General features: G+C 67.5%; 24 protein-coding genes. 6 read left to right on the forward strand and 18 right to left on the reverse strand.

The window, feature by feature from the left end; all coding sequences use genetic code 11:
- Positions 1-855 carry a DUF1542 domain-containing protein gene (locus G6N32_RS18165; RefSeq protein WP_115320775.1) on the forward strand — a complete coding sequence of 285 codons (855 nt, stop codon included), beginning with the start codon at positions 1-3 and terminating at the stop codon, positions 853-855.
- A gap of 63 nt (positions 856-918) precedes the next feature.
- On the opposite strand, the gene G6N32_RS18170 is transcribed toward G6N32_RS18165, so the two are convergent.
- Genes G6N32_RS18170 through G6N32_RS18185 form a run of 4 tightly spaced genes read right to left on the reverse strand, consistent with a single transcriptional unit; the run spans position 919 to position 4471 of the window.
- Positions 919-2607, reverse strand: a complete 1689-nt coding sequence (locus tag G6N32_RS18170; RefSeq protein ID WP_115320776.1) for a cation:proton antiporter — start codon at positions 2605-2607, stop codon at positions 919-921.
- Between the two features lie 36 nt (positions 2608-2643).
- Entirely contained in the window at positions 2644-3435 is a 792-nt protein-coding gene (locus G6N32_RS18175; RefSeq protein ID WP_115320777.1) for an Fpg/Nei family DNA glycosylase, read from the reverse strand.
- 3 nt (positions 3436-3438) lie between these two features.
- Entirely contained in the window at positions 3439-3918 is a 480-nt protein-coding gene (locus G6N32_RS18180; protein WP_115320778.1) for a ribose-5-phosphate isomerase, read from the reverse strand.
- Between the two features lie 10 nt (positions 3919-3928).
- Positions 3929-4471 (reverse strand): TetR/AcrR family transcriptional regulator, encoded by a 543-nt coding sequence (locus tag G6N32_RS18185; RefSeq protein ID WP_115320779.1) that lies wholly within the window; start codon positions 4469-4471, stop codon positions 3929-3931.
- Between the two features lie 80 nt (positions 4472-4551).
- Here G6N32_RS18185 and G6N32_RS18190 point away from each other — a divergent pair, with 80 nt between their 5' ends.
- Positions 4552-5484, forward strand: coding sequence for an aldo/keto reductase (locus tag G6N32_RS18190; RefSeq protein WP_410432622.1), 933 nt, complete (start codon positions 4552-4554; stop codon positions 5482-5484).
- Here G6N32_RS18190 and G6N32_RS18195 read toward each other — a convergent pair.
- The 4 genes from G6N32_RS18195 to G6N32_RS18210 are packed head-to-tail and all read right to left on the reverse strand — an operon-like array spanning position 5437 to position 8897.
- Positions 5437-6390 carry an isopenicillin N synthase family dioxygenase gene (locus G6N32_RS18195; RefSeq protein ID WP_115320780.1) on the reverse strand — a complete coding sequence of 318 codons (954 nt, stop codon included), beginning with the start codon at positions 6388-6390 and terminating at the stop codon, positions 5437-5439. The two genes, G6N32_RS18190 and G6N32_RS18195, sit on opposite strands and share 48 nt — an antisense overlap.
- On the reverse strand, positions 6387-6833 hold the full coding sequence (locus G6N32_RS18200; protein ID WP_115320781.1) for a nucleoside deaminase: 447 nt from the start codon (positions 6831-6833) through the stop codon (positions 6387-6389). Before G6N32_RS18200 ends, G6N32_RS18195 begins: the two co-directional genes overlap by 4 nt.
- Entirely contained in the window at positions 6830-8239 is a 1410-nt protein-coding gene (locus G6N32_RS18205) for a purine-cytosine permease family protein (RefSeq protein WP_115320782.1), read from the reverse strand. Before G6N32_RS18205 ends, G6N32_RS18200 begins: the two co-directional genes overlap by 4 nt.
- Positions 8240-8288: 49 nt before the next feature.
- The gene (locus tag G6N32_RS18210) at positions 8289-8897 is read right to left on the reverse strand and encodes a mycothiol-dependent nitroreductase Rv2466c family protein (RefSeq protein ID WP_115320783.1); all 609 of its coding nucleotides are present in this window, start codon (positions 8895-8897) and stop codon (positions 8289-8291) included.
- An 85-nt stretch (positions 8898-8982) separates the two neighbouring features.
- On the opposite strand from G6N32_RS18210, the gene pepN reads away from it, so the two are divergent.
- Together pepN and G6N32_RS18220 are read left to right on the forward strand one after the other, a co-directional pair.
- Entirely contained in the window at positions 8983-11544 is a 2562-nt protein-coding gene (pepN, locus tag G6N32_RS18215; RefSeq protein WP_115320784.1) for an aminopeptidase N, read from the forward strand.
- Positions 11545-11567: 23 nt separating this feature from the next.
- A complete protein-coding gene (locus G6N32_RS18220) occupies positions 11568-11924 on the forward strand; it encodes an HNH endonuclease (protein ID WP_115320785.1) in 357 nt (118 codons plus the stop codon).
- Between the two features lie 104 nt (positions 11925-12028).
- Here the strand turns inward: G6N32_RS18220 and G6N32_RS18225 are convergent, their stop codons facing one another.
- From G6N32_RS18225 to G6N32_RS18235, 3 genes are read right to left on the reverse strand one after another with little or no spacing between them, the layout of a single operon-like run.
- Positions 12029-12508 (reverse strand): DUF5130 domain-containing protein, encoded by a 480-nt coding sequence (locus G6N32_RS18225; protein WP_115320786.1) that lies wholly within the window; start codon positions 12506-12508, stop codon positions 12029-12031.
- A complete protein-coding gene (ctaJ, locus tag G6N32_RS18230) occupies positions 12495-12734 on the reverse strand; it encodes an aa3-type cytochrome oxidase subunit CtaJ (protein WP_102805722.1) in 240 nt (79 codons plus the stop codon). Before ctaJ ends, G6N32_RS18225 begins: the two co-directional genes overlap by 14 nt.
- 17 nt (positions 12735-12751) lie before the next feature.
- Positions 12752-13384 (reverse strand): HNH endonuclease, encoded by a 633-nt coding sequence (locus tag G6N32_RS18235; RefSeq protein ID WP_115320787.1) that lies wholly within the window; start codon positions 13382-13384, stop codon positions 12752-12754.
- Between the two features lie 131 nt (positions 13385-13515).
- On the opposite strand from G6N32_RS18235, the gene G6N32_RS18240 reads away from it, so the two are divergent.
- The gene (locus tag G6N32_RS18240; protein ID WP_115321383.1) at positions 13516-13926 is read left to right on the forward strand and encodes a globin; all 411 of its coding nucleotides are present in this window, start codon (positions 13516-13518) and stop codon (positions 13924-13926) included.
- 9 nt (positions 13927-13935) lie between these two features.
- Positions 13936-15528, forward strand: coding sequence for a glycoside hydrolase family 13 protein (locus G6N32_RS18245; protein WP_115320788.1), 1593 nt, complete (start codon positions 13936-13938; stop codon positions 15526-15528).
- Here G6N32_RS18245 and G6N32_RS18250 read toward each other — a convergent pair.
- The 7 genes from G6N32_RS18250 to G6N32_RS18280 all read right to left on the reverse strand — a co-directional run bounded on the left by G6N32_RS18250 (position 15525) and on the right by G6N32_RS18280 (position 26572).
- Positions 15525-16199, reverse strand: a complete 675-nt coding sequence (locus G6N32_RS18250; protein ID WP_115320789.1) for a DUF1345 domain-containing protein — start codon at positions 16197-16199, stop codon at positions 15525-15527. The genes G6N32_RS18245 and G6N32_RS18250 overlap by 4 nt on opposite strands.
- 9 nt (positions 16200-16208) lie before the next feature.
- Positions 16209-16844, reverse strand: a complete 636-nt coding sequence (locus G6N32_RS18255; RefSeq protein ID WP_115320790.1) for a DUF8185 domain-containing protein — start codon at positions 16842-16844, stop codon at positions 16209-16211.
- Positions 16841-17254 carry an acyl-CoA thioesterase gene (locus tag G6N32_RS18260; protein ID WP_115320791.1) on the reverse strand — a complete coding sequence of 138 codons (414 nt, stop codon included), beginning with the start codon at positions 17252-17254 and terminating at the stop codon, positions 16841-16843. Before G6N32_RS18260 ends, G6N32_RS18255 begins: the two co-directional genes overlap by 4 nt.
- Positions 17247-22067 (reverse strand): NAD-glutamate dehydrogenase, encoded by a 4821-nt coding sequence (locus G6N32_RS18265; RefSeq protein ID WP_115320792.1) that lies wholly within the window; start codon positions 22065-22067, stop codon positions 17247-17249. The genes G6N32_RS18260 and G6N32_RS18265 overlap by 8 nt, the downstream gene beginning before the upstream one ends.
- A gap of 53 nt (positions 22068-22120) precedes the next feature.
- Positions 22121-23794, reverse strand: a complete 1674-nt coding sequence (ettA, locus tag G6N32_RS18270; protein ID WP_115321385.1) for an energy-dependent translational throttle protein EttA — start codon at positions 23792-23794, stop codon at positions 22121-22123.
- A gap of 113 nt (positions 23795-23907) precedes the next feature.
- Positions 23908-24363 (reverse strand): single-stranded DNA-binding protein, encoded by a 456-nt coding sequence (locus tag G6N32_RS18275; RefSeq protein WP_115320793.1) that lies wholly within the window; start codon positions 24361-24363, stop codon positions 23908-23910.
- A gap of 211 nt (positions 24364-24574) precedes the next feature.
- Positions 24575-26572, reverse strand: coding sequence for a bifunctional copper resistance protein CopD/cytochrome c oxidase assembly protein (locus tag G6N32_RS18280; RefSeq protein ID WP_115320794.1), 1998 nt, complete (start codon positions 26570-26572; stop codon positions 24575-24577).
- Position 26573 lies beyond the last annotated feature (1 nt).

Below are 26573 nucleotides of genomic sequence, written 5' to 3' on the forward strand. Positions count from 1 at the left end.
ATGAATGGTGTGCTGGTCGTGCTCATCCTGGTCGTCATCGGTGTGATCGTGCTGGCGGTGGTGAGTTCGTCGCGGGCCTCGGGCAATCGCAATGCGGCCGCGCTGGCCGACGCCAAGGCCGATGCCCGCCGGGTGATCGAGCGTCTCGGCGGCCAGGTGCTCAATCTGTCCGGCAACAACGAGGCCGCCACCCAGGCGCTGGCCGACGCCTCCGAGCGGTTCACCGCCGCCTCCTCTCAGATCGATCAGGCCACCACCGCCAAGCAGGCGATGCTGGCCAAAGAGAGCGCGATCGAAGGGCTGTACTACGTGCGCGCCGCCCGCACCGCGATGGGCATGGATCCAGGCCCCGAGCTGGAGACGGTGTCCGGCCAGAAGGCCGCGGGCGCGGTGACCGAGGACCGCAAGGTGCAGTTCGAGGGCCGCGAGATCGAGGCCTCCCCGACGCCGAGCCAGCGGACCCCGAACTACTATCCCGGCGGCCGGGTCGCGGGGCGTCCGGTGCCGGCGGGCTGGTACTCCGAGCCGTGGTGGAAGACGGCACTGGTGGCCGGCGCCTGGGGTGTCGGATCGGTGCTGTTGTTCGACGCACTGTTCTCCGGCATGCACGGCGTCGACTACGGCGCTTCGGGATTCGAGAACGGCTTCGGGTCGGGTTTCGACCAAGGCTACGACCAGGGCTTTGACCAGGGTCTGGACGCCGGCGGTCAGGACGGCGGCTGGGGTGGCGGCGACGGCGGCGGCTGGGGTGGCGACGGGGGCGGCTGGGATGGCGGCGGCCTCGGCGACAGCGGCGGCTGGGGCGGTGGCGACTTCGGCGGCGGTGACTTCGGCGGCGGGTTCGGCGACTTCTAGGTCCGGTGGGCTGGGGGTACCGCCCGGCCGCAGGCGAGGGGGCGAGCGTAGCGACCCGGGGAATTAGATCCGGCTCTCCATCCGGGCGGTCACGCTGGCCTCCTGCAAGTCCAGCCGGTCGAGCATCGCGCGCACCGCCTCGTCGTCGATGCGCCCCTCGTCGCGTTCGGCGATCAACGCAGCACGTTGTGCGGCAAGCACATTGCGGTACAGCGTCGAGAACACCTCCGCGCGCAGATCGTGTTCCTCGGGGTCGGGCATCTCGTCGGCATCCTTGGAATGCCGAGCGATCCAGTTGCGAATCTCGGTGAGCACGTGCGGATCGAGCCCCGCCGGCGGTTCGGCCTCGAACCGGGCCAGCACCTCGTCGGCCGCCATGTGCACGGTGTGCTCGGTTTTGTAGGTCTCCTCGCGGTCGTAGATCCGGTCGTCCTCCCGGGAGGACAGATGCAGACGGCGGATCAGCGGCGGCAGCGTCCACCCCTGCAGCAGCAGCGTGCCGACGGCGACGGCGAACGCGATCGCCTGGATGGTGGCCCGCTCCGGGAACGGCTCGCCGCTGGCAACAGTCGGCGGGATACCAGCCGCGGCGGCCAACGTCACCACGCCACGCATGCCGGTCCACGACACCACGACGTTCTCCTGCCACGTCAGCGCTGTGTGGTCGATCATCGAGCGCCACTTGCCTTTTGGTTTGTCTGCTTTGCGAACGCCGAGTGCACCGCGGCCACGTTCGGGGACCGGCACACTCAGCCTGCGGTCCACGTGACGGGACAGCACCCCGCGGCCGAACATCACGAACACCGAGAGTGGACGGATCACGAGCACGATCGCCAGCACCACCAGCGCCGCGATGCCGATCTCCGCCAGCGACTCGTGGGCGTCGCGCAGATCCTCCAGCACGAACCGCAGATGCAGACCGATATAGGCGAAGACGAACGCCTCCAGCAGCACGTCGACGGAGTGCCAGACATAGCGCTCCTGCAGCCGGGTCTGGTACCCGGCGCTGAGGGTGCCGCTGCCGACGATGAACCCGGCAGCCACCACGGCCAGCACGCCGGAGGCATGGAATCGCTCGGCGGTGATGTACGCGGCGAATGGCACCACCAGACCTTGGATCGTCTCCAAGCTGGCGCTGTTGAGGCGTTCGCGAATCCACAGGGTCACGTAGCCAAGCGCCACGCCCACCATCGGACCCAGCAGCGCACTGTAGCCGAACAGCAGCAACGGGTTGGCGATAAAGGTGTGGGTGCCTGCGACCTGCGCGACGGCGATGGAGAACAACGCCAGCGCGGCGGCGTCGTTGATCAGGCTCTCGCCGGTCAGGATCGTCATCACCCGCTTGGGCAGTCCCAGCTTGCGGCCGACGGCGACCGCGGTGACCGCGTCGGGCGGCGCGACGATGGCACCGAGAACCAGCGCGGTCGCGAACGTCAGCGGAACGACGACCAGCGTCGCGGACACCGCGGCCACCGTGAACGCGGTGACCACGACCAAGCCCACCCCGAGGCCGAGGATCGGCTTGATGTTGCGCATGAACGCCGGAAACGAGAAGCCCAGCGCCGCCGAATACAGCAGCGGTGGCAGCACCACCGACAGCAGGACGTGGGAGTCCAGTTCAGGCGCGGTGAACCCGGGCAGGAACGATGCGGCGATACCCACGACGACGATCATCAGCGCGGGTTCCAGGCCACGGTTCTTGGCGATCGCCGCGACGACGATGGCACCGACGACGACGAGAATCAGTTCCATACAAGCATTCTCGCGGGTGCGGACCGGCGGCGCTGATCACACCTGGCAGGTGGGGCACCAGAACACATTGCGACCTTCCAATTCGGCGGTCCGGATCGGGGTCGAGCACACCCGGCAGGGCTCACCGGCGCGCCGGTATACGTAGGTGCGCGGACGGTTCGGGGCGTATGACGGCGCACCGTGATCATGCTCGGGCCGCACCACCACGATCTTGCCGCGCCGCACGCCGACCTTCATCAACGCGACCAGGTCGGTCCAGGCATCGGCGAACTCGGCCTCGGAGACGTCCCGGCCCAGCCGATACGGGTCGAGGTGATGCCGAAACAGTAATTCGCTGCGGTACACGTTTCCGACGCCGGCGATCACGCTCTGGTCCATCAGCAATGCGCCGATAGTCTTGCGGGACTTGGATATTCGGGACCACGGCAGCGCCGGATCGGCATCCCGGCGGAGCGGGTCGGGCCCGAGCCGGGCCACGATGGCCGAAACCTGCGCCTCGTCGAGCACCTCGCAGGCCGTCGGACCGCGCAGGTCGGTACCCCACTCGTCGCCGACGATCCGCATGCGCACCTGACCGACCGGGAGCGGCATCGGCACCGGCATCTCGGTGAAGGTGCCGTACAGCCCCAGGTGCACGTGCACGATCGGACCGCCGTCGTAGTGGTGGAACAGGTGCTTGCCCCAGACCGACGCGTGGGTGAACACCCGGCCGTCGACGATCGAGGCATCGGTGAACCTGCCCTGAGGGCTCGAGACGGCCGCCGGGGCGCCGGCGAACCGGCGCTGATGCAGCCGCGCGAGCCGGTGCAGGGTATGCCCTTCCGGCACAGGTCAGGCTGGGGCGCCGGGCACCGGCGGCGCGACGTGGGTGCGCTCGTACTCGTCAAGGATGTCGATACGGCGTTGGTGCCGTGGCGCTTTCGACCACGGGGTGGACAGGAACGCGTCAACGATCGCCAACGCCTCCTCTTGGGTGTGCATGCGGCCGCCGATGCCGATCAGCTGAGCGTTGTTGTGCTCGCGGGCCAGCGATGCGGTTTCGGTGCTCCAGGCCAGCGCGCAGCGGGCGCCGGGCACCTTGTTGGCAGCGATCTGCTCACCGTTGCCGGAGCCGCCGAGCACGATGCCCAGGCTGTCCGGGTCGGCGACAGTGCGCACCGCGGCGGCGATGCAGAAGGCCGGGTAGTCGTCGTCGGCGTCATAGCTGTAGGCGCCGCAGTCGATCGGCTCGTGACCACCGTTTTTCAGGTGCTCGATGACGGCTTGCTTGAGTTCGTATCCGGCATGGTCAGAGCCGAGGTAGACACGCATGGCCGTAACCCTAACGGGCAGCCACCCCGGCCGCGAGAAGGTCCAGCATCCGCTGAGTCTGCTCGGTCGAACTACTCGCCAGAGTGATGCCCAACAAGCTGGAGACGAGGTCGTCGGCGCGCACCTCGGTACGCACACTGCCGTCGGCCGCGCCGGCGGTGAGCAGAAGATCGACCGCGCCCAGGATGCTGGCCCTGGTGTCACTGGGCACCACGGCGCCGGACTCGAAGACCACGCGCAGCGATTCGGCCATGCCGCGCTTGGCGGCGACGAACTCGGCGTACCGGTCCATCCATCGGCGCAGCGCGATCGTCGGCGGATGCCTGTCCAGCAGTTTCGCCGCGGACGCCGCGACCTCGGCCAGTTCGGTGCGGTAGACGGCCTCGGTGAGCGCCTCCCGGTTCGGGAAATGTCGGTACAACGTGCCGATCCCGACGCCGGCATCGCGAGCGATGCCCTCCAGCGACACCGGCCCGTCGTTTGCCGCGAACGCCGCCGCGGCGGCGGCCAGCAGCCGTTCGCGATTGCGCAGCGCGTCCGACCGCTCAGCCATAGCGGAGGCTCCTCCGTTTTGTTATCGTCGATTAAGCGGAGGTACCTCCGCATCGCCGAGTATGACATGTGAGGAGCGCCATGATGGCGGCAGCAGAGCCCGGAGGCACAGCCCGGCTGGGCGATCGTTCGGTAGCCCGCGTCGGGTACGGCGCCATGAGCCTCGAAAGCGTCGCCGTCGACGACGCTGTGTCGTTGCTTCACCGAGCGGTCGAACTCGGCATCAACCACATCGACACGGCGTCGTTCTACAGCGACGGCGAGGTGAACCGGCGGATCCGGCGTGCTCTCGCGCCCTATCGCGAGGACGTGGTGATCGTGAGCAAGGTCGGTGCGCGCGCAGCACCGGGCGCCGAGGTGCCACTGACGCTGGCGCAGAAACCTGCCGAATTGCGCGCTTCCGTCGAACTCGACCTCGATAGCCTCGGCCTCGACCAGATTCCTGTGGTGAACCTACGCCGCGCCGACATCGGGCCCGGACTGATCGCCGACGGCGACCAGGTCGTCAACCTCGACGATCAGCTCGCCGAGCTGATCACGCTTCGCGACGAAGGCAAGATCGGCGCGATCGGGATCAGCAACGTCCCGCTGCAGACAGTGCAGCAAGCCCTGGCCGCTGAAATCGCCTGTGTTCAAAACGCTTACAGTCTGCTCGACCGGACCCACGAAGACTGCCTGCAGTTTTGCGCGGCCAACGACATCGCGTGGGTCCCGTACTTTCCTCTGGGGTCCGGCTTTCCTGGTTTCCCCAAGGTTGCCAACAACACTGTCGTGGTTCGGATCGCCGCCGAACGTGGCGTGACGCCCGCTCAGGTCGGTCTGGCGTGGCTTCTCGCCCATGCGCCGAACGTTCTGCTGATCCCCGGCACGGGATCCGTCGGGCATCTCGAGGAGAATGCCGATGCCGGCGCTATCACGTTGAGCAAGAGGGAAATTGCCGATCTCGATGCGATTCCCGGTCAAACGTCAGCCAACGGTGATGGCGTCCAGCCGTTCCTTGATGAACGCCGATGACGTCACCGGCGACAACCCGGGCACGCGCCCGACCGGCGGCTCCAGCGGCGTGACGAGGGCGTCGTAGTTGGCCTCGTAGAAGTAGATCAGCGAGATCAGGTCCTCTTCGGGTGCGTGCGGCTGCGGGGGCAGCACCCGGTGCCGGCCCGACGGCCAGCGCCGTCCGCTCCAGTACTCGAGCAGATCGCCGATGTTGATGGTCAGCGCCGCGGGATCATACGGCGCGTCTTCCCATCCGTCGGCTTCGGAAAAGACCTGCAGCCCACCAGCTCCGGGCTCGCGGTCCAGGATCGTCACGGTGCCGAAGTCGGTGTGCGGGCCGATCCGGAACTGGCCGGGTTCGGGCTCGCCGACGACGCTGACCGGCGGGTAGTGGTTGATGTTCATCGTCCAGGTCGGCCGGTCGGCCAGGGCCACGAACGGGTTCTCGGTCAGTCCGAGCGCGTGCGCCATCAGGGCCAGCAGGTCGTCGGCCAGCCGGCGCACGGCCGAGGTGTAGGAGTCGACCAGCGGCTGCAGCTCGGCCACCTCGGCGGGCCAGACGTTGGGCGCGAACCAGATTCGGTCGACCTCGGGGTCGCCGACGGCCGTTTCCGCGCCCAGGCTGTAGCTCTCCTTGAGGTCGGGCGGCGTCTCGGTGCCCTCGGCGTAGGCATTGGCTTCCGCACCGGGAGCGATCCAGCCGTGGCCGCCGACCGGCACCGAGTACCGGCGCTTGACGTCGTCGGGCAGGCTGAAGAACTTCCGCGACGCGGCCCGAACGCCTGCGGCCAGGTCCGGATCGATGCCGTGCCCGGTCACCAGGATGAAACCGGCCTGCTGCAGCCCCGCGTCGAGTTCGGCGGCGACAGCGTCGGCCTGCTCTCCCCCGGCGTACCAGCGGGAGATGTCGATGGTGGCGATCACTCGGCGACTCCGATGTCCTCGTTCCACAGTTCCGGGTTCTCGGCGATGAAATCGGTCATCATCGCCACACAGCGTTCGTCGTCCAACAGTGTGACGTCGACGCCGGATTCCGCCAACCAGTCGTGGCCGCCGACGAACGTCCGGCTCTCCCCGATCAGCACCGCACCGATGTTGAACTGGCGCACGAGCCCGCTGCAGTACCAGCACGGCGAGAGCGTCGTCACCATGATCGTGGAACGGTAGTCGCGCTGGCGGCCGGCCGCGCGGAACGCGTCGGTCTCGGCGTGCAGCGACGGGTCACCCTGCTGGACACGGCGGTTGTGGCCACTGCCCAGCAACTCCCCGTCGGCGCTGAACAGCGCGGCACCGATCGGAATCCCGCCCTCCGCCAAGCCCTTTCGAGCCTCCTGGTAGGCGACGTCGAGCATCGCTTCCGGCGTCATACCGTGGTGCGTTCGGCGGTGATCTTGGATCGGCATAGCACAAGATAACTTGCCCCGGCGATCAGGAAGCCGACGAAGAAGGTGATGTCACCGAGGGTAGGCACCGCTCTGGCGATGTAGCCGACGAACTTCTCCTGGTTGGAGAACAGCAGCACCGACACCACCAGGCCGAGGCCGAACGACGCGAATCCGCCCCAGTTGGCGTAGCTGCGGTCGTAGAGGAATCCGGCGATGGGCTGGCCCCGGCGCAGATACTGGTCGGCGAACACCACGCCCAGCCAGGGTCCGATCCAGTACGCGATGATCAGCAGGAAGGCCTCGTAGCTCGCGGCGGCGTCGGCCAGCGCCCACCACGCGATGCAGAATCCCGCGACGCCGAAGAACACCGTGACCAGGGCGCGGGCGATATGGTGCGGCAGCTTGACGCCGATGGTGACGAAAGCCATTGCGCCGGAATAGATGTTGATCGCATTCGCGGCGATCGCACCCACCGCGATGGCCAGCAGGGTGGCCTTGGCCAGCGGCGAAGCCAGCTCGCTGGTGAACGCTTCGGTGGGGTTGTCGGACAATGCCGGCCCGATGGTCACCGATGCGGCGCCGACGATCTCGAGGATCGTGCACGACAGGAACAGCCCCAGCGAGGCGAACAGTCCGGTGCGCGCGGTCGACACGGTGGCCGGCAGATACCTGGTGTAGTCGGCGGCATAGGGCGTCCAGCCTGCGGCGTAGCCGAACGCGGTACCCACGGTCAGCAGGAACCCGCCCAGACCGCCGACGCCGCCGTCGATCGCGGGTGCGTCGAAGTGGGACTTGGTGAGGATCACGACCGAGGCGACCGCGAAGATCACCGCCAGCACCGGGAAAGACCAGCGCTCGAAGGCCTGAACGAGATTGTGGCCGAAGAAAGCGAACCCGGTCTGGATCAACACGACGATGACCAGTGCCGCCAGCGGCCCGATGCCGAACAGGGTGGACAGCGCGAAGGCGCCGCTGACACTGTTGGTGGCGAACCAGCCGACCCCGGCGGTCACCGACATGAGCACGGCCGGAACCGCATTGCCTTTGAACCCGAATGCCAACCGGCCCAACACCATCTGCGGCACGCCGTGCAGGGGGCCGCGGGCGGACAGGAAATAGTGCGCGATCGCGCCCAGCCCGGTGCCGATCACAATGCCGGCGACGGCCTGCCAGAAGGTCATTCCGTAGACGGCAACCGCGAGCACGCCGACGAAGATCGTCGCGAATTCCAGGTTGGGTGAGGTCCACGTCCAGAACAGCTGACGCGGCTGCCCGTGCCGATCCTCGTGCGCGATGAACTCGTTGCCACCGGGCTCGACGGCCACCAGCTTGTCGCGGTAGGTGCCGTCGGATTGCACGCTCGGCTCGGTCGGGTCAGCCACTGTCATGGACTAAAAATTGTCCCTACCGAGCCGGCGCGCAACCGGAGGGGAAATTTCAGTCGAACTGCGGGGCTTCGGTCCGCGTCCGCTTCAGCTCCCAGAAGTGCGGGTAGGCCGCAAACGTGACCGAGGCGTCCCACAGCTTGCCGGCTTCCTCACCGCGCGGGATGCGGGACAGGACGGGGCCGAAGAACGCCACGCCGTTGATGTGGATGGTCGGGGTGCCGACGTCTTCGCCGACGGCGTCCATGCCCTCGTGATGACTCTTGCGCAGTTCGTCGTCGTACTTGTCGGAGGTGGCTGCCTCAGCGAGCTCGGCGGGCAATCCCACCTCGGCAAGCGACTCGGCGATCACGACATCGAAATCCTTGTTGTCCTGATCGTGGATCCGGGTGCCCATCGCGGTGTACAGCGGCGACAGGATCTCGCGGCCATGCGCCTGCTCGGCGGCGATCGCGACGCGGACCGGGCCCCACGCCTTCTTCATCATTTCCTGGTACTCCTCGGGCAGGTCCCGACCTTCGTTGAGCACGGCCAGGCTCATCACCCGGAAGTCGACGTCGATATCGCGAACCTTCTCGACCTCGAGAATCCAGCGGGAGGTGATCCAACACCACGGGCACAGCGGATCGAACCAAAAACCGGCTACTGACTTCTCGGACATGCGGGCTCCTCCCAGCGATGGACGCAGACTTCCAACTCAACTCCTTCCAATAGAACACTGTTCCCACTGCCGCTAGGTTGGACGCGTGGCACTACCCAACCTCACTCGTGACGAGGCCATCGAGCGCGCTGCTCTGGTCACCGTCGGCAACTACTCCATCGCGCTCGATCTGACGACCGGATCCGAGACGACTTTCCGATCCACGACCACCGTCGAATTCGAGGCGCTGCCCGGCGCCGACACCTACATCGACCTGGCCGCCGACACCGTGCACAGTGCGGTGCTCAACGGCCACGACATCGACGTGTCCGGATACGACGAGTCCACCGGCATCGCGCTGCAGGGCCTGGAGAAGACCAACGTCCTGGTGGTCGACGCCGACTGCCGCTACTCCAACACCGGTGAGGGCCTGCACCGCTTCGTCGACCCGGTCGACGGTGAGGTGTACCTGTACTCGCAGTTCGAAACCGCGGACGCCAAGCGGATGTTCGCCTGCTTCGACCAGCCCGATCTCAAGGCCACCTTCGACGTGACGGTCACCGCACCGTCGCACTGGCGGGTGATCTCCAACGGCGCCACGGTGTCCGCCGAAGACGGTAAGCACACCTTCGCCACCACCCCGCGGATGAGCACCTACCTGGTGGCCCTGATCGCCGGCCCGTACGCGCGCTGGGACGACGTCTACACCGACGAGCACGGCGAGATCCCGCTCGGGCTGTTCTGCCGCTCGTCGCTCGCCAAGTACATGGACGCCGAGCGGCTGTTCACCGAAACCAAGCAGGGCTTCGGCTTCTACCACCGCAACTTCGGGGTGCCGTACGCGTTCGGCAAGTACGACCAGCTGTTCGTGCCCGAATTCAATGCCGGCGCAATGGAGAACGCCGGCGCGGTGACGTTCCTGGAGGACTACGTCTTCCGGTCAAAGGTGACCCGCTACAGCTACGAGCGCCGCGCCGAGACCGTGCTGCACGAGATGGCGCACATGTGGTTCGGCGATCTGGTGACGATGACATGGTGGGACGACCTGTGGCTCAACGAGTCGTTCGCCACGTTCGCCTCGGTGCTGTGCCAGGCCGAGGCCACCGAGTACGACCAGGCGTGGACCACCTTCGCCAATGTGGAGAAGTCGTGGGCCTACCGCCAGGACCAGCTGCCGTCGACCCACCCGGTCGCCGCCGACATCCCGGATCTGCACGCCGTCGAGGTCAACTTCGACGGCATCACCTACGCCAAGGGCGCCAGCGTGCTCAAGCAGCTCGTCGCCTACGTCGGGTTGGAGCACTTCCTGGCCGGACTGCGTGACTACTTCGCCGCGCACGCCTTCGACAACGCCACGTTCGACGATCTGCTGGGTGCGTTGGAGAAGGCCTCCGGGCGCGACCTGTCCGACTGGGGCCGCCAGTGGCTGAAGACCACCGGGTTGAACACCGTGCGCGCCGACTTCGACGTCGACGACGAGGGCCGGTTCACCCGGTTCGCTATCAATCAGGGCGGTGCGGCACCGGGAGCCGGCGAGACCCGGGTGCACCGCCTGGCGGTCGGCATCTACGACGACGACCCGACGACCGGCAAGCTGGTCCGGGTGCACCGCGAAGAGCTCGACATCTCCGGATCCGTCACCGAAGTCCCTGCGCTGCAGGGCGTTTCACGCGGCAAGCTGGTTCTGGTCAATGACGACGACCTGACCTACTGCTCGCTGCGGCTGGACGACGATTCGCTGCGGACCGCCCTGACCCGCATCGCCGACATCGAGGAGCCGCTGCCGCGGACGCTGGTGTGGTCGGCGGCGTGGGAGATGACCCGCGACGCCGAGCTGAAGGCCCGCGATTTCGTGGCGCTGGTGATGAGTGGTGTGCAGGCCGAGACCGAGGTCGGGGTGGCCCAGCGGCTGCTGCTGCAGGCGCAGACCGCACTGAATTCCTACGCCGATCCACAGTGGGCGTGCGCCAACGGGTGGCCGGCGTTCGCCGACCGGCTGCTGGACCTGGCGCGGGAGTCCTCCCCGGGGTCGGACCATCAGCTCGCGTTCGTCAACGCGCTGTGCACATCGGTGCTGCAGCTGCATCACGTCGCGGTGCTGGCGACCCTGCTGGACAACGAGCCGGCCGAGGTGAATCTACCCGGCCTGGTGATCGACACCGATCTGCGGTGGCGCATCGTCACCGCACTCGCCGCGTCCGGCGACATCGACGGCGACGGCGTACAGACACCGTTCCTCGACGCCGAAGCCCAGCGTGATCCGACCGCCGCCGGTCGCAGGCACGCGGCCGCGGCGGCAGCGGCCCGCCCGCAGCTCGACGTCAAGAATGCGGCGTGGCAGCAGGTGATCGAGGACGACACCCTGCCGAACATCACCGCACGCGCGATCATCGGCGGGTTCGTCCAGACCGGGCAGAGCGCGCTGCTGAAGCCGTTCACCGAGCGCTACTTCGCGGCGATCCCCGGGGTGTGGGAGCGGCGCTCCAGCGAGGTCGCACAGACCGTGGTGATCGGCCTGTACCCGTCATGGGACATCAGCTCCGAAGCCCTGCTTGCCGCGGACAGCTTTCTGGCAGGCGAGCTGCCGACGGCGTTGCGCAGGCTCGTGCTGGAAGGCCGCGCTGGTATCGAACGCTCACTGAAAGCGCGCGCCTTCGACGCGCAGTGACCTCGCGCTGCCAAAATCACGCCATGGCAGCCAGGAACACCCGACGAGCACGCGCGGCGCGTAGGCGTACCCGACGGGTGAAAGCTGTGGTCAACGACCTGACCGACGAGCAGTGGGCGACGCTGAAGCTCGCCTGGAACGGCTGCGCGTACTGCGGGGCCACGGGTAAGCCGCTGCAGCGGGACTGCGTCATGGCCATATCGCGGGGCGGCCGCTACACGATCGACAATGTCGTGCCGGCTTGCGGGGCGTGCAACGCCAGCAAGTGCAATGACGAGGTCACCGGCTGGCTGCGCCGCAAGCGGCTCGACGAACGCCTGTTCCTCGAGCGGTATGTGCGCATCCGCGCCGAACTGCTCGCTGCGGCCCAAGCCGTCTAGTCGCGCCCGCCTGACCAACCCGCGAGATTGAACTCACGCAGACGTCTACTCGGACTTCCTCTGCGTGAGTTCAATCTCGCGCAGAGGAAGTCGGGCACAGCTGTTTACGGCCTGGAGATGGCCGCTGACATCACCCGCACGGCGCTGACCAAGCCGTCGATCAGATTGCCCTCTTTGAACGCCGACGCGGCCGCCGACACCCCGAGCGGGGCAGCCGACTCGGCACCACGGCCGCGCACATCCGCGCCGTAGACCACCTCGATGGCCTTCTGGTCCGGGGACACGGCCAGCAGCACGGCGTTGTTCGGGGTCGGCACGTCGGCCAGGATCTCCCGGGCGCGGGCAGCGGTGTCGCTGCCCAAGTCGCCGATGTACACGGCGAAGCGGGCCTTGGACTGCCGGCTGCCGTACTTCAGCGCATCGTCCAGTTCGACCAGCTGGCTGATCGGGAACGGGTAGTGCACCGACAACTCGCCCGGCTCGGTCACCCCGGACAGGCGTCCGCTGGTGGTCACCGCCCAGCCGTAGGGCAGGTTGGCCGGGTCGACGGTCGCTACCGCGGTGCCGTGGTCACCACTTGCCACTTGCTCCACCTCCCACGTTCACCTCGGCCGAGCCGTGACCGTGATGGCCACCGCCGGGAACCACCTCGTCGACGGCCGCCCACAGGATCGGCGCGTGCGTCCAAGGTTCGGACAATTTGTAGGTCTTGGGGTGCTTGCTCTTGCCGGGGATGAACAGCAAGGCCAGCACAGCGGCGAGCCCAAACGGGATGCCCACGAATAGACCGTGGATGACGGCAGCATTCACGTTGCAAACCGTAGCAGTCAGGCCGCGCCCTCACCCAGGTAGCGCACCCAAGCGGGGTCGAGTTCTTTGATGGTGCACAACAACCGCCAGTGCTGGCCCTTCGGCGGCATCGGCACCAGCCGCAGTGTCCAGCCCAGCTCGCTCAGCAATTTGTCGGCCTTGCGGTGGTTGCACGTCCCGCAGGCGGCCACGCAGTTCTCCCAGGAGTGCTCACCGCCCCGGCTGCGCGGCACCACGTGGTCGACGGTGTCGGCCTTGGCCCCGCAATATGCGCAGCGGAACCGATCCCGGTGCATCAACGCGGCCCGGGTCATCGGGATGCGCGCCCGGTACGGGACCCGGACGAAGCTGCGCAGCCGGATCACCGACGGCACCACGATCGCCCGCGTCGCCGAGTGGATCACCGGCCCGGTCGGATCGTCGTGCACCACGTCGGCCTTGCCGCACAGCAGCATGATCACCGCCCGGCGCATGGGGAGTGCCGTCAGCGGTTCGTAGGTTGAATTCAGCAACAGCACCCGGCGACGTCCCCACACTGATCCGTCGGCCGGGCTGGGTATGTGAGGGTCGGCGTGCAGGCTGGAACCGGCCACGGACCCGATCGGGCCCCCCGCGGCGCGGTGACCGCGGTTCCGTTTGCGCTGCGACATGCGTCCTCCGCCAACCAGTGCACCACGGATCCGCCGCGTCCGCACGACTATTTGTCCCGTGTTCGCAGGTCAAATCCGTGAACATCGGGTGACGTGAGCCCCCTGCTGGGGTGGATGTACACAATGGTGGGGTGACAGAGACTCAGGCCGACGGGGATGGGCAGACCTTCTATGACGCCGTGGGCGGCCATGACACGTTCCGGACGATCGTGTCCCGTTTCTACGAGCAGGTTCGCCAGGACGAGGTGCTGCTTCCGCTGTATCCCCCCGACGAGCTCGACGACGCCGAGGTCCGGCTGCGCATGTTCCTCGAGCAGTATTGGGGCGGCCCGCGGACCTATTCAGACCTTCGCGGCCATCCCCGGCTCCGGATGCGCCATGTGCCGTTCAAGATCGGTTTCATCGAGCGCGACGCGTGGCTGCGGTGCATGCACACCGCGGTAGCCTCAATCGACTCCCAGACGCTCGATGACGCGCACCGGCGGGAGCTGCTGGCTTACCTCGAGATGGCCGCGCAGGCGATGGTCAACTCCCCGTTCTAGAGGACACCGATGAGCGAAGCCGTCCCGTGGTGGACGAACGCGATCTTCTATCAGATTTATCCCCGGTCCTTCGCCGACAGCAACGGTGACGGTGTCGGCGATCTCGAGGGCGTCACCGCGCACCTCGATCACGTGAGCGAGCTGGGCGTCGACGCGATCTGGCTCAACCCGGTGATGGTCTCCCCCATGGCCGATCACGGCTACGACGTGGCCGACCCCCGCGACGTCGACCCGCTTTTCGGCGGGCTCGGCGCGCTGGAGCGGCTCATCACCGAGGCGCATGCCCGCGGCATCCGCATCACGATGGATCTGGTGCCCAACCACACCAGCTCGGCGCACAGCTGGTTCCAGGCCGCGTTGACCGCGGCGCCGGGAAGTGTTGAACGCGAACGCTATATCTTCCGCGACGGCCGGGGGCCGAGCGGAGGGCAGGAGCGCAGCGACCCGGGAAATGATTTGGGTGGGACGCCGCCCAACAACTGGGTGTCGGTGTTCGGCGGACCGGCCTGGACACGGGTCGCGGATGGTCAGTGGTACCTGCATCTGTTCGACGCCGAACAGCCAGACCTCAACTGGGACAACCCCGAAGTGTTCTCCGACCTGGAGAAGACCCTGCGATTCTGGCTGGACCGCGGGGTCGACGGCTTCCGTATCGATGTCGCGCACGGCATGGCCAAACCGCCCGGCCTGCCGGACATGTCGAACCCGGACGTCGAGATGCTCACGCTCGACGACCACGATCCCCGGTTCAACCACGAGGGCGTGCATGACATCCACCGCGGCATCCGTTCGGTGCTCGACGACTATCCGCACGCGGTGACGATCGGCGAGATCTGGGTGTTCGACAACGCGGACTTCGCGAAATATCTGCGGCCCGACGAACTGCACATGGGCTTCAATTTCCGTTTGGTGCGAGCCGAATTCGACCCGGCCGATATCCGCGGCGCGGTGGAGAACGCGTTGGCCGCCGCGGGGCTGGCAGATGCGAGCCCGACCTGGACGCTGTCCAACCACGACGTGGAGCGCGAGGTCTCCCGCTACGGCGACGGGGCCACCGGGCTGGCCCGGGCCCGCGCGATGGCGATGGTCATGCTGGCGCTGCCCGGAGCGGTGTTCCTCTACAACGGGGAAGAGCTGGGGCTGCCCAATGTCGACCTGCCCGACGATGCGCTGCAGGATCCGGTGTGGGAACGGTCCAAGCACACCGAACGCGGCCGTGACGGCTGCCGGGTGCCGATGCCGTGGTCGGGCGCCGCACCGCCTTTCGGCTTCTCGTCGAACCCGGATACCTGGTTACCGATGCCGCCGGAGTGGTCCGCGCTGACCGTCGAACGCCAACTGGCCGACCCTGATTCGACGCTGCACTTCTTCCGGACGATCCTGCGACTGCGGCACAGCCACTTTCACTTCACCGAGTTCGACGTGGAGTGGCTGCAGCTGCGCGATGACGCTCTGGCGTTCGTGTCGGCCGGAGTGTTGTGCGTGCTGAACACCGGCCGCACTCCGCTCGAGCTACCGGCCGGCGAATTGCTCGCCGCCAGTGCGCCGTTGCTCGAAGGGCAGTTGCCGCCGGATTCGGCGGCGTGGATCGTGACGGGCTAGACGCCCGCGGCCAGCAGGTTCACCACCGACGCCACGATGATCGAGCCGAACACGAACGACAGCAGTCCATGGCCCAGCGCGGTGGCTCGCATCCGCGTCGAGGTCAGGTTCGTGTCGGAGATCGCGAAGCTCATCCCCACGGCGAAGCCGACGTAGAAGAAGTCTTTGAAGCAGGGTTGGTCTTTGTGGCCGGGCGGGCTGTTGAAATCGATGCCGCCGGGCTGCGTCGAGTCGAAATAGTGCTTGGCGTAAATGATCGCGTACAGCGTGTGGATGGTCAGCCAGGACAGCACGACGCTGCCGACGGCCATCCAGCCCGCACCCGAATCGTGGCGGACCCCGCCCGCGGCATCCTGGCTGCGGCCCAACAGGACCCAGACCCCGACCAGGCTGGCGGCCGCGCCACCGAGCACCAAAGCCGTGACGACCCACGGCAGCGGCTGCTCCTGACTGGCGTGCTGCTCGGTTTCTTCGTGATCGAAGCCCCACAGCGCCAGCCATGTCCAGCCGGTGAAGATCAGCGCGAGCGCTGTCCACCCGCCAAGCAGCGACAGCATGCCGTTCTGGCGCCACAGCACGGCGGTCACGACCGCGCCGACCGCACCCCCGACCGTCACCCGGGCGGCCGGGCGGCTCCAGAACGGCAGGGTGCCGTGGACGTTGTCAGCCACGCGCGGATACTAACGCAGCACCAGCGCTGGATCGCCGCGTCGGCGATACACCGATCCGAACCGCGCGTCGATCCGCAACCAGGTCGGCGACAGCCGTACCCGGACGATCTCGTCTTCACCCGGCGGTTCCGGCATGAATCCCATTGCGGTCAAGGCGAACACACACCGCATCGGCACGCCGGCCTCGGTGTCGCCCGAACTCACCCGCAGCACGTCCTGATCCAGCAGCGACGCCGGTGGTCCGTGCGCGCCGCTGTGCTCCTTGGCCAGGTCAGCACCCCGCTGGGCCAGGTCGATCAGCACGGCGGCCGGCACATCGTCGAGGTGGGTGAAACCGGTGTCCGGCGGCAGTGCGCCGCGCCACGCGGAATCCATCGGGAAGCCGGGATCCACCCGGCCGGACACCTCGGGGTTACGCAGGCCGCGGGCCAATTCGTCTGCCCCGCAGGACAAGTCGGCAGGGTTGACCTCACCGGCAACCGCGCGTACGGCGAGCACATCGAACCCGGTGGCGACCCAGGCCGTCACCACGCCGTCAGCTCGGGCGCGCAGCCGGACCACCGCGGCTTCGTCGAGGCGCAGCGCGTGTTCGACGAACACCGCCAGATCGCTGCGCATCACAGCGTCGGGAATGGTGAGCGTCATCGCTGCCAGCGCTGCAGGTACTCCCGATGCTTGGGCGAAAGCCGCACCAGCCGTTGCTCTTTGATGTGCACGGCGGCCAGCTGTGTCTCGGCGATCACCGAGGGCCGCGAGTCCGGTGTGGCGTTGAGCGATCGCACCTCATAGCCGAGGGTGAAGTCCACTGCGCGCAGCCGCTTGGTCCACATCGTCACCTGCAGCGGCGAGTCTTCCAACCGCAGTTGGCCCTTGTAGAGCACCTGGACCTCGTGGATGAGCAGCCCGATGGTGGTGATGTCCTCGGCGAATGGTTCGGCGAGGAAGTCGACCCGTGCCTCCTCCAGGATCGTCACCATCGTGGCGTGGTTGATGTGCTGATACATGTCGATGTCCGACCAGCGCACGTGCACGCCGGTGGTGAATCCATTAACCACTTGACCCTGTTCCACTCGTCCTGGTCATGCTGCGGATCTGGCGTGCCGCCACCGACAGTGTGGCCAGGTCACGTTCGTCGTCGGCGTAGATCTCGGCCAGCGTGCGACGTGCCCGCTCGACCCGTGATCCGTTGGTGTGCTCCCACTCTGCGATCTTCTCCTCCCCGGTCTCCTCGGGTTCGCCGACCGCCAGCACGTCGAAGCACAGAGCCCGCAACGACCCGTAGATGTCGTCGCGAATGGCCAAGCGCGCCAATGAGTGCCAACGGTCGTCACGAGGGAGTCCGGACACCGCGGTCAGCAGGCCGTCGGTGCTCAGGTGATCAATCAGGGCGAAGTAGGTGTCGGCGACCTCGGCGGGGTCCCGGTCGACGATGTCGGCGATGTCGATCACGTCGAGCAGGCTGTACTGGTACAGGCCGGTGGCCACGGTGTAGGCCAGATCCGCCGGGGCGCCGTGCGCCTGGAACTCGCCGGCCTCCTTGGCCACGATCGCCTTGTCGTCACCACGCAGCCATTCCGACATCCGCGGTGTCAGCTCGGCCAGCGTCGCGGCGAACCGGTTGATCTCGGCGCCGACCGCCAGCGGCTGCGGCCGGTAGTTCAGCAGCCAGCGCGACGCCCGGTCGAGCAGGCGACGCAGATCCAGGGTCATCCGGTCGGAGACGTTGATCGGCAAGCCCGCCCGAGACGCGTCGAGGATGCGCTGCCAGACCTTGGTGATCCCGAAGATCGCGTCGGTGGCCACGAACGTGCGGACCGCGTCGACGTATCCCACACCGGTGTCCTCGGTGACCCGGTAGGCAAAGGTGATGCCGCCGGTGTCGACCACGTTGTTGACCAACATCGTCGTGGTGATCTCCCGGCGCAGCTGGTGGCCGCGGATCTCACCTGCGAAGTGGTCACTCAGCTGGCTCGGGAAGTATTGCGGCAGACGTGCGGCGAACACCTCCTGGTCGGGCAGCTCGCTGGCCAGCACGTCGTCCTTGAGGGCCAGCTTCACGTGCGCCATCAGGGTGGCCAGTTCCGGGGAGGTCAGCCCGATGCCCACCTCTTGGCGGCGGCGGATCTCCTTGTTCGACGGCAACGCTTCCAGCCCACGGTTGAGCCCGCGCCGCTGCTCGAGCTCGACGATCTGGCGGGCATGCACGTTGAGCAGGGTCGCGGCGTTGGCCCGGCTCGTGCCCATCAGATCGTTCTGGTCGACGTTGTCGGTGAGGACCAGGCGCGACACTTCGTCGGTCATCGAGGCCAGCAGTTCGGTGCGCTCGTCGGCGCTCACCTTGCCCGCGGTGACCAGCGAGTCGACCAGGATCTTGATGTTGACCTCGTGGTCGCTGCAGTCGACGCCGGCGGAGTTGTCCATGGCGTCGGTGTTGATGCGGCCACCGCACAGATCGAATTCGACCCGGCCCAGTGAGGTGACCCCGAGGTTGCCGCCTTCGCCGATCACCTTGGCGCGCACCTGATTTCCGTTCACCCGGATGGTGTCGTTGGCGCGGTCGCCGACTTCGGCATCGGATTCGGATTCGGCCTTGATGTAGGTGCCGATGCCGCCGTTGAACCACAGATCCACCGGGGCTTGCATGATCGCCTTCATCAGAGCGGGCGGGGTGACCTCGTCGGCGTCGCTCTGCAGGCCGAGCGCCGCACGCATCTGCGGGCTGACCGGTATCGACTTCTGCTGGCGGCTGAACACACCGCCGCCCGCACTGATCAGGCTGGCGTCGTAGTCCTCCCAGCTCGACCGGGGCAGTTCGAACAACCGACGCCGCTCCTGCCACGACCGCTCCGCGTCCGGGTCGGGATCGATGAAGATGTGCCGGTGGTCGAAAGCGGCGATCAGCCGGATGTGATGTGACAGCAGCATTCCGTTGCCGAAGACGTCGCCGCTCATGTCGCCCACCCCGACGACGGTGAAGTCCTGGGTTTGGGTGTCCACGCCCATTTCCCGGAAGTGCCGTTTGACCGACTCCCAGGCGCCTTTGGCGGTGATGCCCATGGCTTTGTGGTCGTAGCCGACCGAACCGCCGGATGCGAACGCGTCACCCAGCCAGAAGCCGTACGACTGGGCTACGTCGTTGGCGATATCGGAGAAGGTGGCGGTGCCCTTGTCGGCGGCGACGACGAGGTAGGCGTCGTCGCCGTCGCGGCGGACCACCCGGGGCGGGGTGATGACCTGTCCGGTCGACCGATCGACATTGTCGGTGACATCGAGCAGCCCCGCGATGAACAGCCGGTAGCAGGCAATTCCCTCGTGACGGAAGGCATCCCGGTCCGCGGCAGCGTCGCCGAGCGGCGCGGGTGGCTTCTTGACGACGAATCCGCCCTTGGCGCCGACCGGCACGATCACCGCGTTCTTGACGGCCTGGGCTTTGACCAGGCCGAGGATCTCGGTGCGGAAGTCCTCCCGGCGATCCGACCAGCGCAGGCCACCGCGCGCCACGTGACCGAACCGCAGATGCACGCCCTCGACCCGAGGTGAGTACACGAAGATTTCGAATTTCGGTCGGGGCAGCGGTAATTCGTCGATCAGTTGCGGATCGAGCTTCAGCGACAGCACGTTCTGCGCATGCGCCGAGTCGGCGCTGGTGACGAAGTAGTTGGTCCGCAGCGTCGCTTGGATCATCGTCGCGAACGCCCGCAGCACCCGGTCGGTGTCGAGGCTGACCAGGGCATCGATGTCGGCGGCCACCGCGTCGGCCGCGGCGAGCGCGTCCAGGCCCTTGTCGGCGGAGTCCGGATCGAACATCGCCTCGAAGAGGGCGACCAGTGAACGCGCGGTGCCCGGGTTGCCGTTGAGCACCGACTCGATGTGTGACTGGCTGTAGGGAAAAGCTGCCTGCCGCAAGTACTTCGCGTAGGCGCGCAGCACCGCGACCTGCTGCCAGGTGAGCCCGGCGCGCAGCACCAGTTCGTTGAATCGGTCGATCTCGGCGCGTCCCTGCCAGATGGCGGTGACGGCATCGGCGAACCGCTGCGCGGTGGCGTCCCACTCCTCCTGGCTGGCGGCCACCGGCATGGACGCATCCGGACGGATCTTGAACTGGTAGATCCACACCTTCAGCCCGTCCGGGCGCACCACGGTGAACGGGCGCTCCTCGAGCACCAGCACCCCCATGCACTGCAGCATCGGCAGCAGGTGACTCAGGGACGCGGTCGATCCGCCGAGGTACCAGGTGAGGAAGGCCTCGTTGCCCTCGTCACCTTCCTCGAACTGCAGTTTGACCGAATCCTCTTGCAGCGCTTCGATGAAACCGATGTCGGTGATCGCCTCGGTCGAGGTGACGGCCTGCTTGAAGGACTCGGGTAGAGCTTCGGCGTAGTGCTCGGCGATCGCCTGGTCGATCTTGCCGGTCCGCGCCGAACCGATCAGCCGATCACCCCAGGTGCGCAGCGCCTCGGTGAGCAGGCCCTGCACCCGGGTACGGTTCTGCTCGCTGTCGTCGATCGACTCACGGGTGGAGCTGTCCGGCAGCCGGACAGTGAAATGGACTACTGCCCAGGGTGATTCACTGACCCGTGCGGTGTAGTCGATACTCAGGCCGCCGAACTCACGCACCAGAATGTCCTGCATCGCCAGCCGCACCACTGTGGTGTAGCGGTCGCGGGGCAGATAAACCAGGGCGGACACGAAGTGGCCGAGCTGGGCGGCGCGCAGGAACAGCAAGGCCCGCCGGCGCGAGCCGAGGTCGACGACGGCGGTCGCCATCGCGAGCAGCTGCTCGGCGGTCAGCGAGAACAGCTCGGAACGCGGGATGGTCTGGATGATGTCGAGCATCAGCTGCCCGGGGTGGCTGGGGTCGCTCTGCGACATCGCCAGCACGTCGCGCACCCGCCGCGAAATCAGCGGAATGTCAAGGACGTTGGCGCTCATCGCCGCCGCCGTGAACAGCCCGACGAACCGGTGTTCGATGTCCTGCTCACCGGCACGTTCCCGGATCACCACGATGTACGGGTACGCCCCGTACCGCAGGAAGCTGGGCATGGTGGCCTGTGCCAGCACCAGCACGTCGCCGGGGTTGGTGAGCTCCGGCAGCACCTCGGTACGCAGCCGCGCCACCCCGAGCCTGCTGGACTCGACTACGCTGGCGACCCCGTCGTGCACCGTGCAGTCCTGGCAGCCCAGCAGGATGAAGTGGCCGTCGGACAGCCACCGCAACAGGTCGGCGACGTCGCCGCGGTCCGCGCCGACGAATCGAGTTCCCGGATCGTTGTCGATTTCGCGGGCGAGGTCGTGCAGCGCGGCGGACAGCGCCGTCGAGTCGAGCGCCACTTGACGGGCGTCGGCCACCGCCATCGGCAGCATCCGCTCCGCCTCGGCCAGCGCCTTGCGGTTGACCGACGGCGCGAGTTGGACGTGGATCCAGGATTCGTCGATCCCGTCGGACTCGCCGGCCGCCGGATCATCGTTCGACGAAGGGCGTACGTCCAGCAGTTCGCCGGTTGCGCTGCGCCGCACCCGGAACACCGGGTTCATCAGCGCGACGTAGCTGACGCCGAGCCGATGCAGCAGCACAGTGACCGAGTCGAGCAGCATGGTGGCCTGGTCGGCGACGATCTGCAACGCGGGCCCGAACCCGCCGGGATCGTCGCCGGGATAGACCGCGACCAGTGTCTCGCCGACAGCCCGGACGCGAGCCAGCCGCTCCTGCGCGGCGATCAGCTCGCCGGGCACCGCGTGCTCGGCAGCCGCCGCGACCAGCGGGCCGGTGTCGGTGGCGTCCACGTCGGGGGCCCCGCCGTGCGGGCCGCGATAGGTGGCGAGGTAGGCCTCACCCAGTGACTCGGCAGCTTTGGGGTCAACCGTCATACCTGCGACTCCTGATCAGCGTGCGAACCGACGCTGGTCCGCAGCCGCCAACATTAGTCGCGTGTGAGCCTGCGGTGGGTGACCCTGTGCGGACGAGCCGCGTCGGCTCCCATTCTCTCGATCTTGTTCTCCTCGTAGGCACCGAAGTTGCCTTCGAACCAGAACCACTTGGCCTCGTTGTCGTCGTCGCCCTCCCACGCCAGGATGTGCGTGCAGGTGCGGTCCAGGAACCAGCGGTCGTGGCTGATCACCACCGCGCAGCCCGGGAAGTTCTCCAGCGCGTTCTCCAGCGAGGACAGCGTTTCGACGTCGAGGTCGTTGGTGGGCTCGTCGAGCAGGATCAGGTTGCCGCCCTCCTTGAGGGTCAGCGCCAGGTTGAGCCGGTTGCGCTCACCACCGGAGAGCACGCCGGCCGGCTTCTGCTGATCGGGCCCCTTGAAGCCGAACGCCGACACATAGGCCCGCGACGGGATCTCGTTCTGGCCGACCTCGATGTAGTCGAGACCGTCCGAAACCACCTGCCAGACCGTCTTTTTGGGGTCGATGCCGGCGCGGCTCTGGTCGACATAGCTCAGCTTGACGGTGTCGCCGACCCGCACGGTTCCGCTGTCGGGTTGTTCGAGTCCGACGATGGTCTTGAACAGCGTCGTCTTACCGACACCGTTGGGTCCGATGACGCCGACGATGCCGTTGCGGGGCAACGTGAACGAGAGGTCCTTGATCAGGGTGCGGCCCTCGAACCCCTTGTCGAGGTGCTCAACCTCGACCACCACGCTGCCCAGTCGCGGCGGAGCCGGGATCTGGATTTCCTCGAAGTCGAGCTTGCGGGTCTTCTCCGCCTCGGCGACCATCTCCTCGTAGCGGCCGAGACGGGCCTTGTTCTTGGCCTGCCGGGCCTTGGCGCCGGAGCGCACCCAGGCGAGTTCCTCCTTGAGGCGCTTCTGCAGTTTCTGGTCCTTCTTGCCCTGTACCTCGAGTCGCTCGGCCTTCTTCTCCAGATAGGTCGAGTAGTTGCCCTCGTAGGGGTAGGCACGGCCGCGGTCGAGTTCGAGGATCCACTCGGCGACGTTGTCCAGGAAGTACCGGTCGTGGGTGACGGCCAGGATGGCGCCCTTGTAGGCGGCCAGGTGCTGTTCGAGCCAGAGCACGCTCTCGGCGTCGAGGTGGTTGGTCGGCTCGTCAAGCAGCAGCAGGTCGGGCTTGCTCAGCAGCAGCTTGCAGAGCGCCACGCGGCGCTTCTCACCTCCGGACAGATGCGTCACCGGCTCGTCCGGCGGCGGGCAGCGCAACGCGTCCATCGCCTGCTCGAGCTGCGAATCGATGTCCCAGGCGTCCTCGGCGTCGAGTTCCTCCTGGAGCTTGCCCATCTCGTCCATGAGCTCGTCGGTGTAGTCGGTGGCCATCAGCTCGGCCACTTCGTTGTACCGGTTGAGCTTGGCTTTGATCGCCACGCCCTCTTCGACGTTCTCCCGGACGGTCTTGGTCTCGTCGAGCTGCGGCTCCTGCATGAGGATGCCGACCGTCGCTCCGGGCGCCAGCATCGCGTCGCCGTTGTTGGCCTGATCCAGGCCGGCCATGATCTTCAGCACGCTGGACTTACCCGCACCGTTGGGGCCGACGACGCCGATCTTGGCTCCGGGCAGGAAGGCGAGCGTGACGTCATCAAGGATGACCTTGTCGCCGTGTGCCTTGCGGACCTTGCGCATCGTGTAGATGTATTCGGCCATTGCCGCGGGGGTGCCTTCCGTCTTTGTCGTGAAATGCTCGCCGACCATCCTAGGCGCGCCACGGCCAGGCCTCGCGGCCGCGCTGGACGACGCCAGCGCGGCCACCGCCTCCGCTACGCCGAGAAGGCCAGATCGGCGGTCTCCTCGACATCCTCGGCAACGTCGGGCTCGTGCCCGATGATCGGCTCGGCGTCGACCGGTTCGGCCGGCTTGGACTGGGGCTGCTCGAAGCGGATGATCGCCCGCGACAGGTCGGGGCCGACCGCCGTGGCGCGCATCTCCAGCGAGGACCGCCGGACGCCTTCCTTGTCGTCGTACTCGCTGGTGAACACGTCGCCGACGACGATCACCGGGGCGCCCTTGTACAGCCCGGCGCCGACGCCGGTGACCAGCTTGCCCCAGCAGTTGACGGTGATGAACAGGGAGTTGCCGGGCTCCCAGGTGCCGTCGCCGGTGCGGCGCCGGGAGTTGCTGGCCACCCGGAAGCTGATCAGTTCCTGGTCGCCGACGACGCGGCGGCGGAGATCGGTGACGATGCGGCCGACGACGGTCAGATGGGTCTCGAACATGGCTTGGGTCCTTTCGGTTCGCGTGGTTGCGCCTCCAGTGAGCCGCCGGACCCCGACAGCCGCGTTCTCGGTGGGGCCCCGCCGGGGCTTGGCTGTGGATGAATGTGGAACTGGGGATACATCTCGCCGATCCCGGCCGCGAACGTAACGCCAGGGCGTCAGATCGGCGATTTCGCCGCCGTGGCGTTACGGTCGGCGACCGACGCGGTCGTCAGCTTCCGTTTTCTCGGCGAGCCATCTCGGCCAGCATCGCGTTGTAGGCGGCGAGATCGGCATCATCGTCGCGCTCGGCAGCACGATCGAGCCGCTTGGCGGCGCGCCGGTCGCTTCGGCTCCACTGGACCAACAGCGCGATCATCACCACCACGAGCGGGATTTCACCTGCCGCCCAAGCGATTCCGCCGCCGAGATGCTGATCGGCGAGCAGGTCGGTATGCCAGCTCAGCTTCAGCGAACGGTAGAAGCTCTCCCCCAGCACCTGATCCATGCCCATCATCACCACACCGAAGAAAGCGTGCAGCGGCAGCGAGGCGAACACCATCGCGATCTTGGCTACCGCCGGCAGCGGGCGTGGGGTGGGGTCGACGCCGATGACCACCCAGTAGAAGAGGTAGCCGCTGATCAAGAAGTGCAGGTTCATCAGCACGTGCGCGCCGTGCAGGCCGGCCGCCGCATCGAAGATGCCGCCGAAGTAGAGGCCGTAGAACCCCGCGACGAACACGATCGTGGCCACCACCGGGTGGGTGAAGAACCGCGACCACTTGCTGTGCAGACCGTCGAGCAGCCATTCGCGTGGCCCGGGCGGGTTGCCCTTACCCGCGGCTGGCAGCGCCCGCAGCGCTAGCGTCACCGGTGCGCCGAGCACCAGCAGGACTGGGATCAACATCGACAGCAGCATGTGCGCGGTCATGTGCACGCTGAACATGGCCGGCATGTAGCGGCCCACACCCGATGACGTCGTGAACAGCAGCGTCGCGCAGCCCAGCAGCCAGGCGAAAGTCCGGCCGGGTGGCCACGAGTCACCGCGGCGACGTAACCGGATCACGCCGGCCAGGTACACCGCAGCGAATACGATCGCCGCAGTGCCGAACACCAGGTCGAAGCGCCAGTCCAGCAGAATCCGCGCGACGGTCGGCGGTCCGGCCAGGTCGTAGCCAATCCCGACTTCGGCCGGCGAGGGGTTGGCCACCAGGGGGGGTGGCGGCGGGGTGCGTCCCAGTCCCACCGCGATGCCGAACGTGAGGCCGAAGATCAGGGCCTCCACCGACGCCAACCGGACCAGCACACCGCGGGCCTGCGGGTCGGCCTGCAGCGCGGCCACCGGGCCGCGGCGTTGCCGCCACCCGATCGCACCCAACACGCACAGCGCGACGATCTTGGCCACCACCAGCCAGCCGTAGTCCGTGGCGAACAGGTCGCCGAGCCGGATCCGAACGAAGGCGTTGATCACTCCGGACAGGCCCATCGCCACGAAGCACCAGAACGCCACCGCAGAGAATCGCCGCGCAGCCAGGTCGGCGTGCTCCCCGCCGCGCAGCGCGTGCACCAGCAGAGCCAGCAATCCGCCGGCCCACAGGGCGCCTGCCAGCAGGTGGATCATCAGGCTGTTGGTGCCGACGTCGTGGGATCCGCCGGCCGACGAGTGCCCGGTCAAGCCGAGCGGCACCAACGTGATCAGCGAACCGGCCAGCAGCAACGGCGTCCACGACCAACGCAACACCGCCCGGCCTGCGAGGGCGACGGCCAGTGCCAAAAACGCCGTCCAGCGCCAGGCGCCGGCGGTGTCGACCAGGCTCGCCACCGACCACAGCTGCACCGGGTTGAGGTGCTCGCGCAACGGCTGACCCGAGACGTCGGAAACGGTCAGTGGGACGAGCAGCGCCGCGCAGACCGCCCACGCCGCGGATGCGGCGACCCCGATCCGCAGCGCGCGGTAGCCGTCGACGTCGAGCACGCCGCTGTCCTGCGGTGGTACGAAAAACGTCGCGAACATCAACGAGCCCACTGCCAGAACCGCCGCGATCTGACCTGCGGCCTGCACGAACGGCAGGCCCACCGTGGTGACGGGCCCGGGATCGGGCAGCCCGGTCGCCGTCAGCGCGTCGGCCAACGACAGCGCACCGATGCCGGCGGCGGTGATGCCGGCCAGCAGGGCCACCATCGACAGCACCGGCCACACCGCGGTGCGGCGGGCGGCGGGTGCGGTCATC

The organism is Mycolicibacterium aichiense (assembly GCF_010726245.1).
Taxonomy (GTDB): Bacteria; Actinomycetota; Actinomycetes; order Mycobacteriales; family Mycobacteriaceae; genus Mycobacterium; species Mycobacterium aichiense.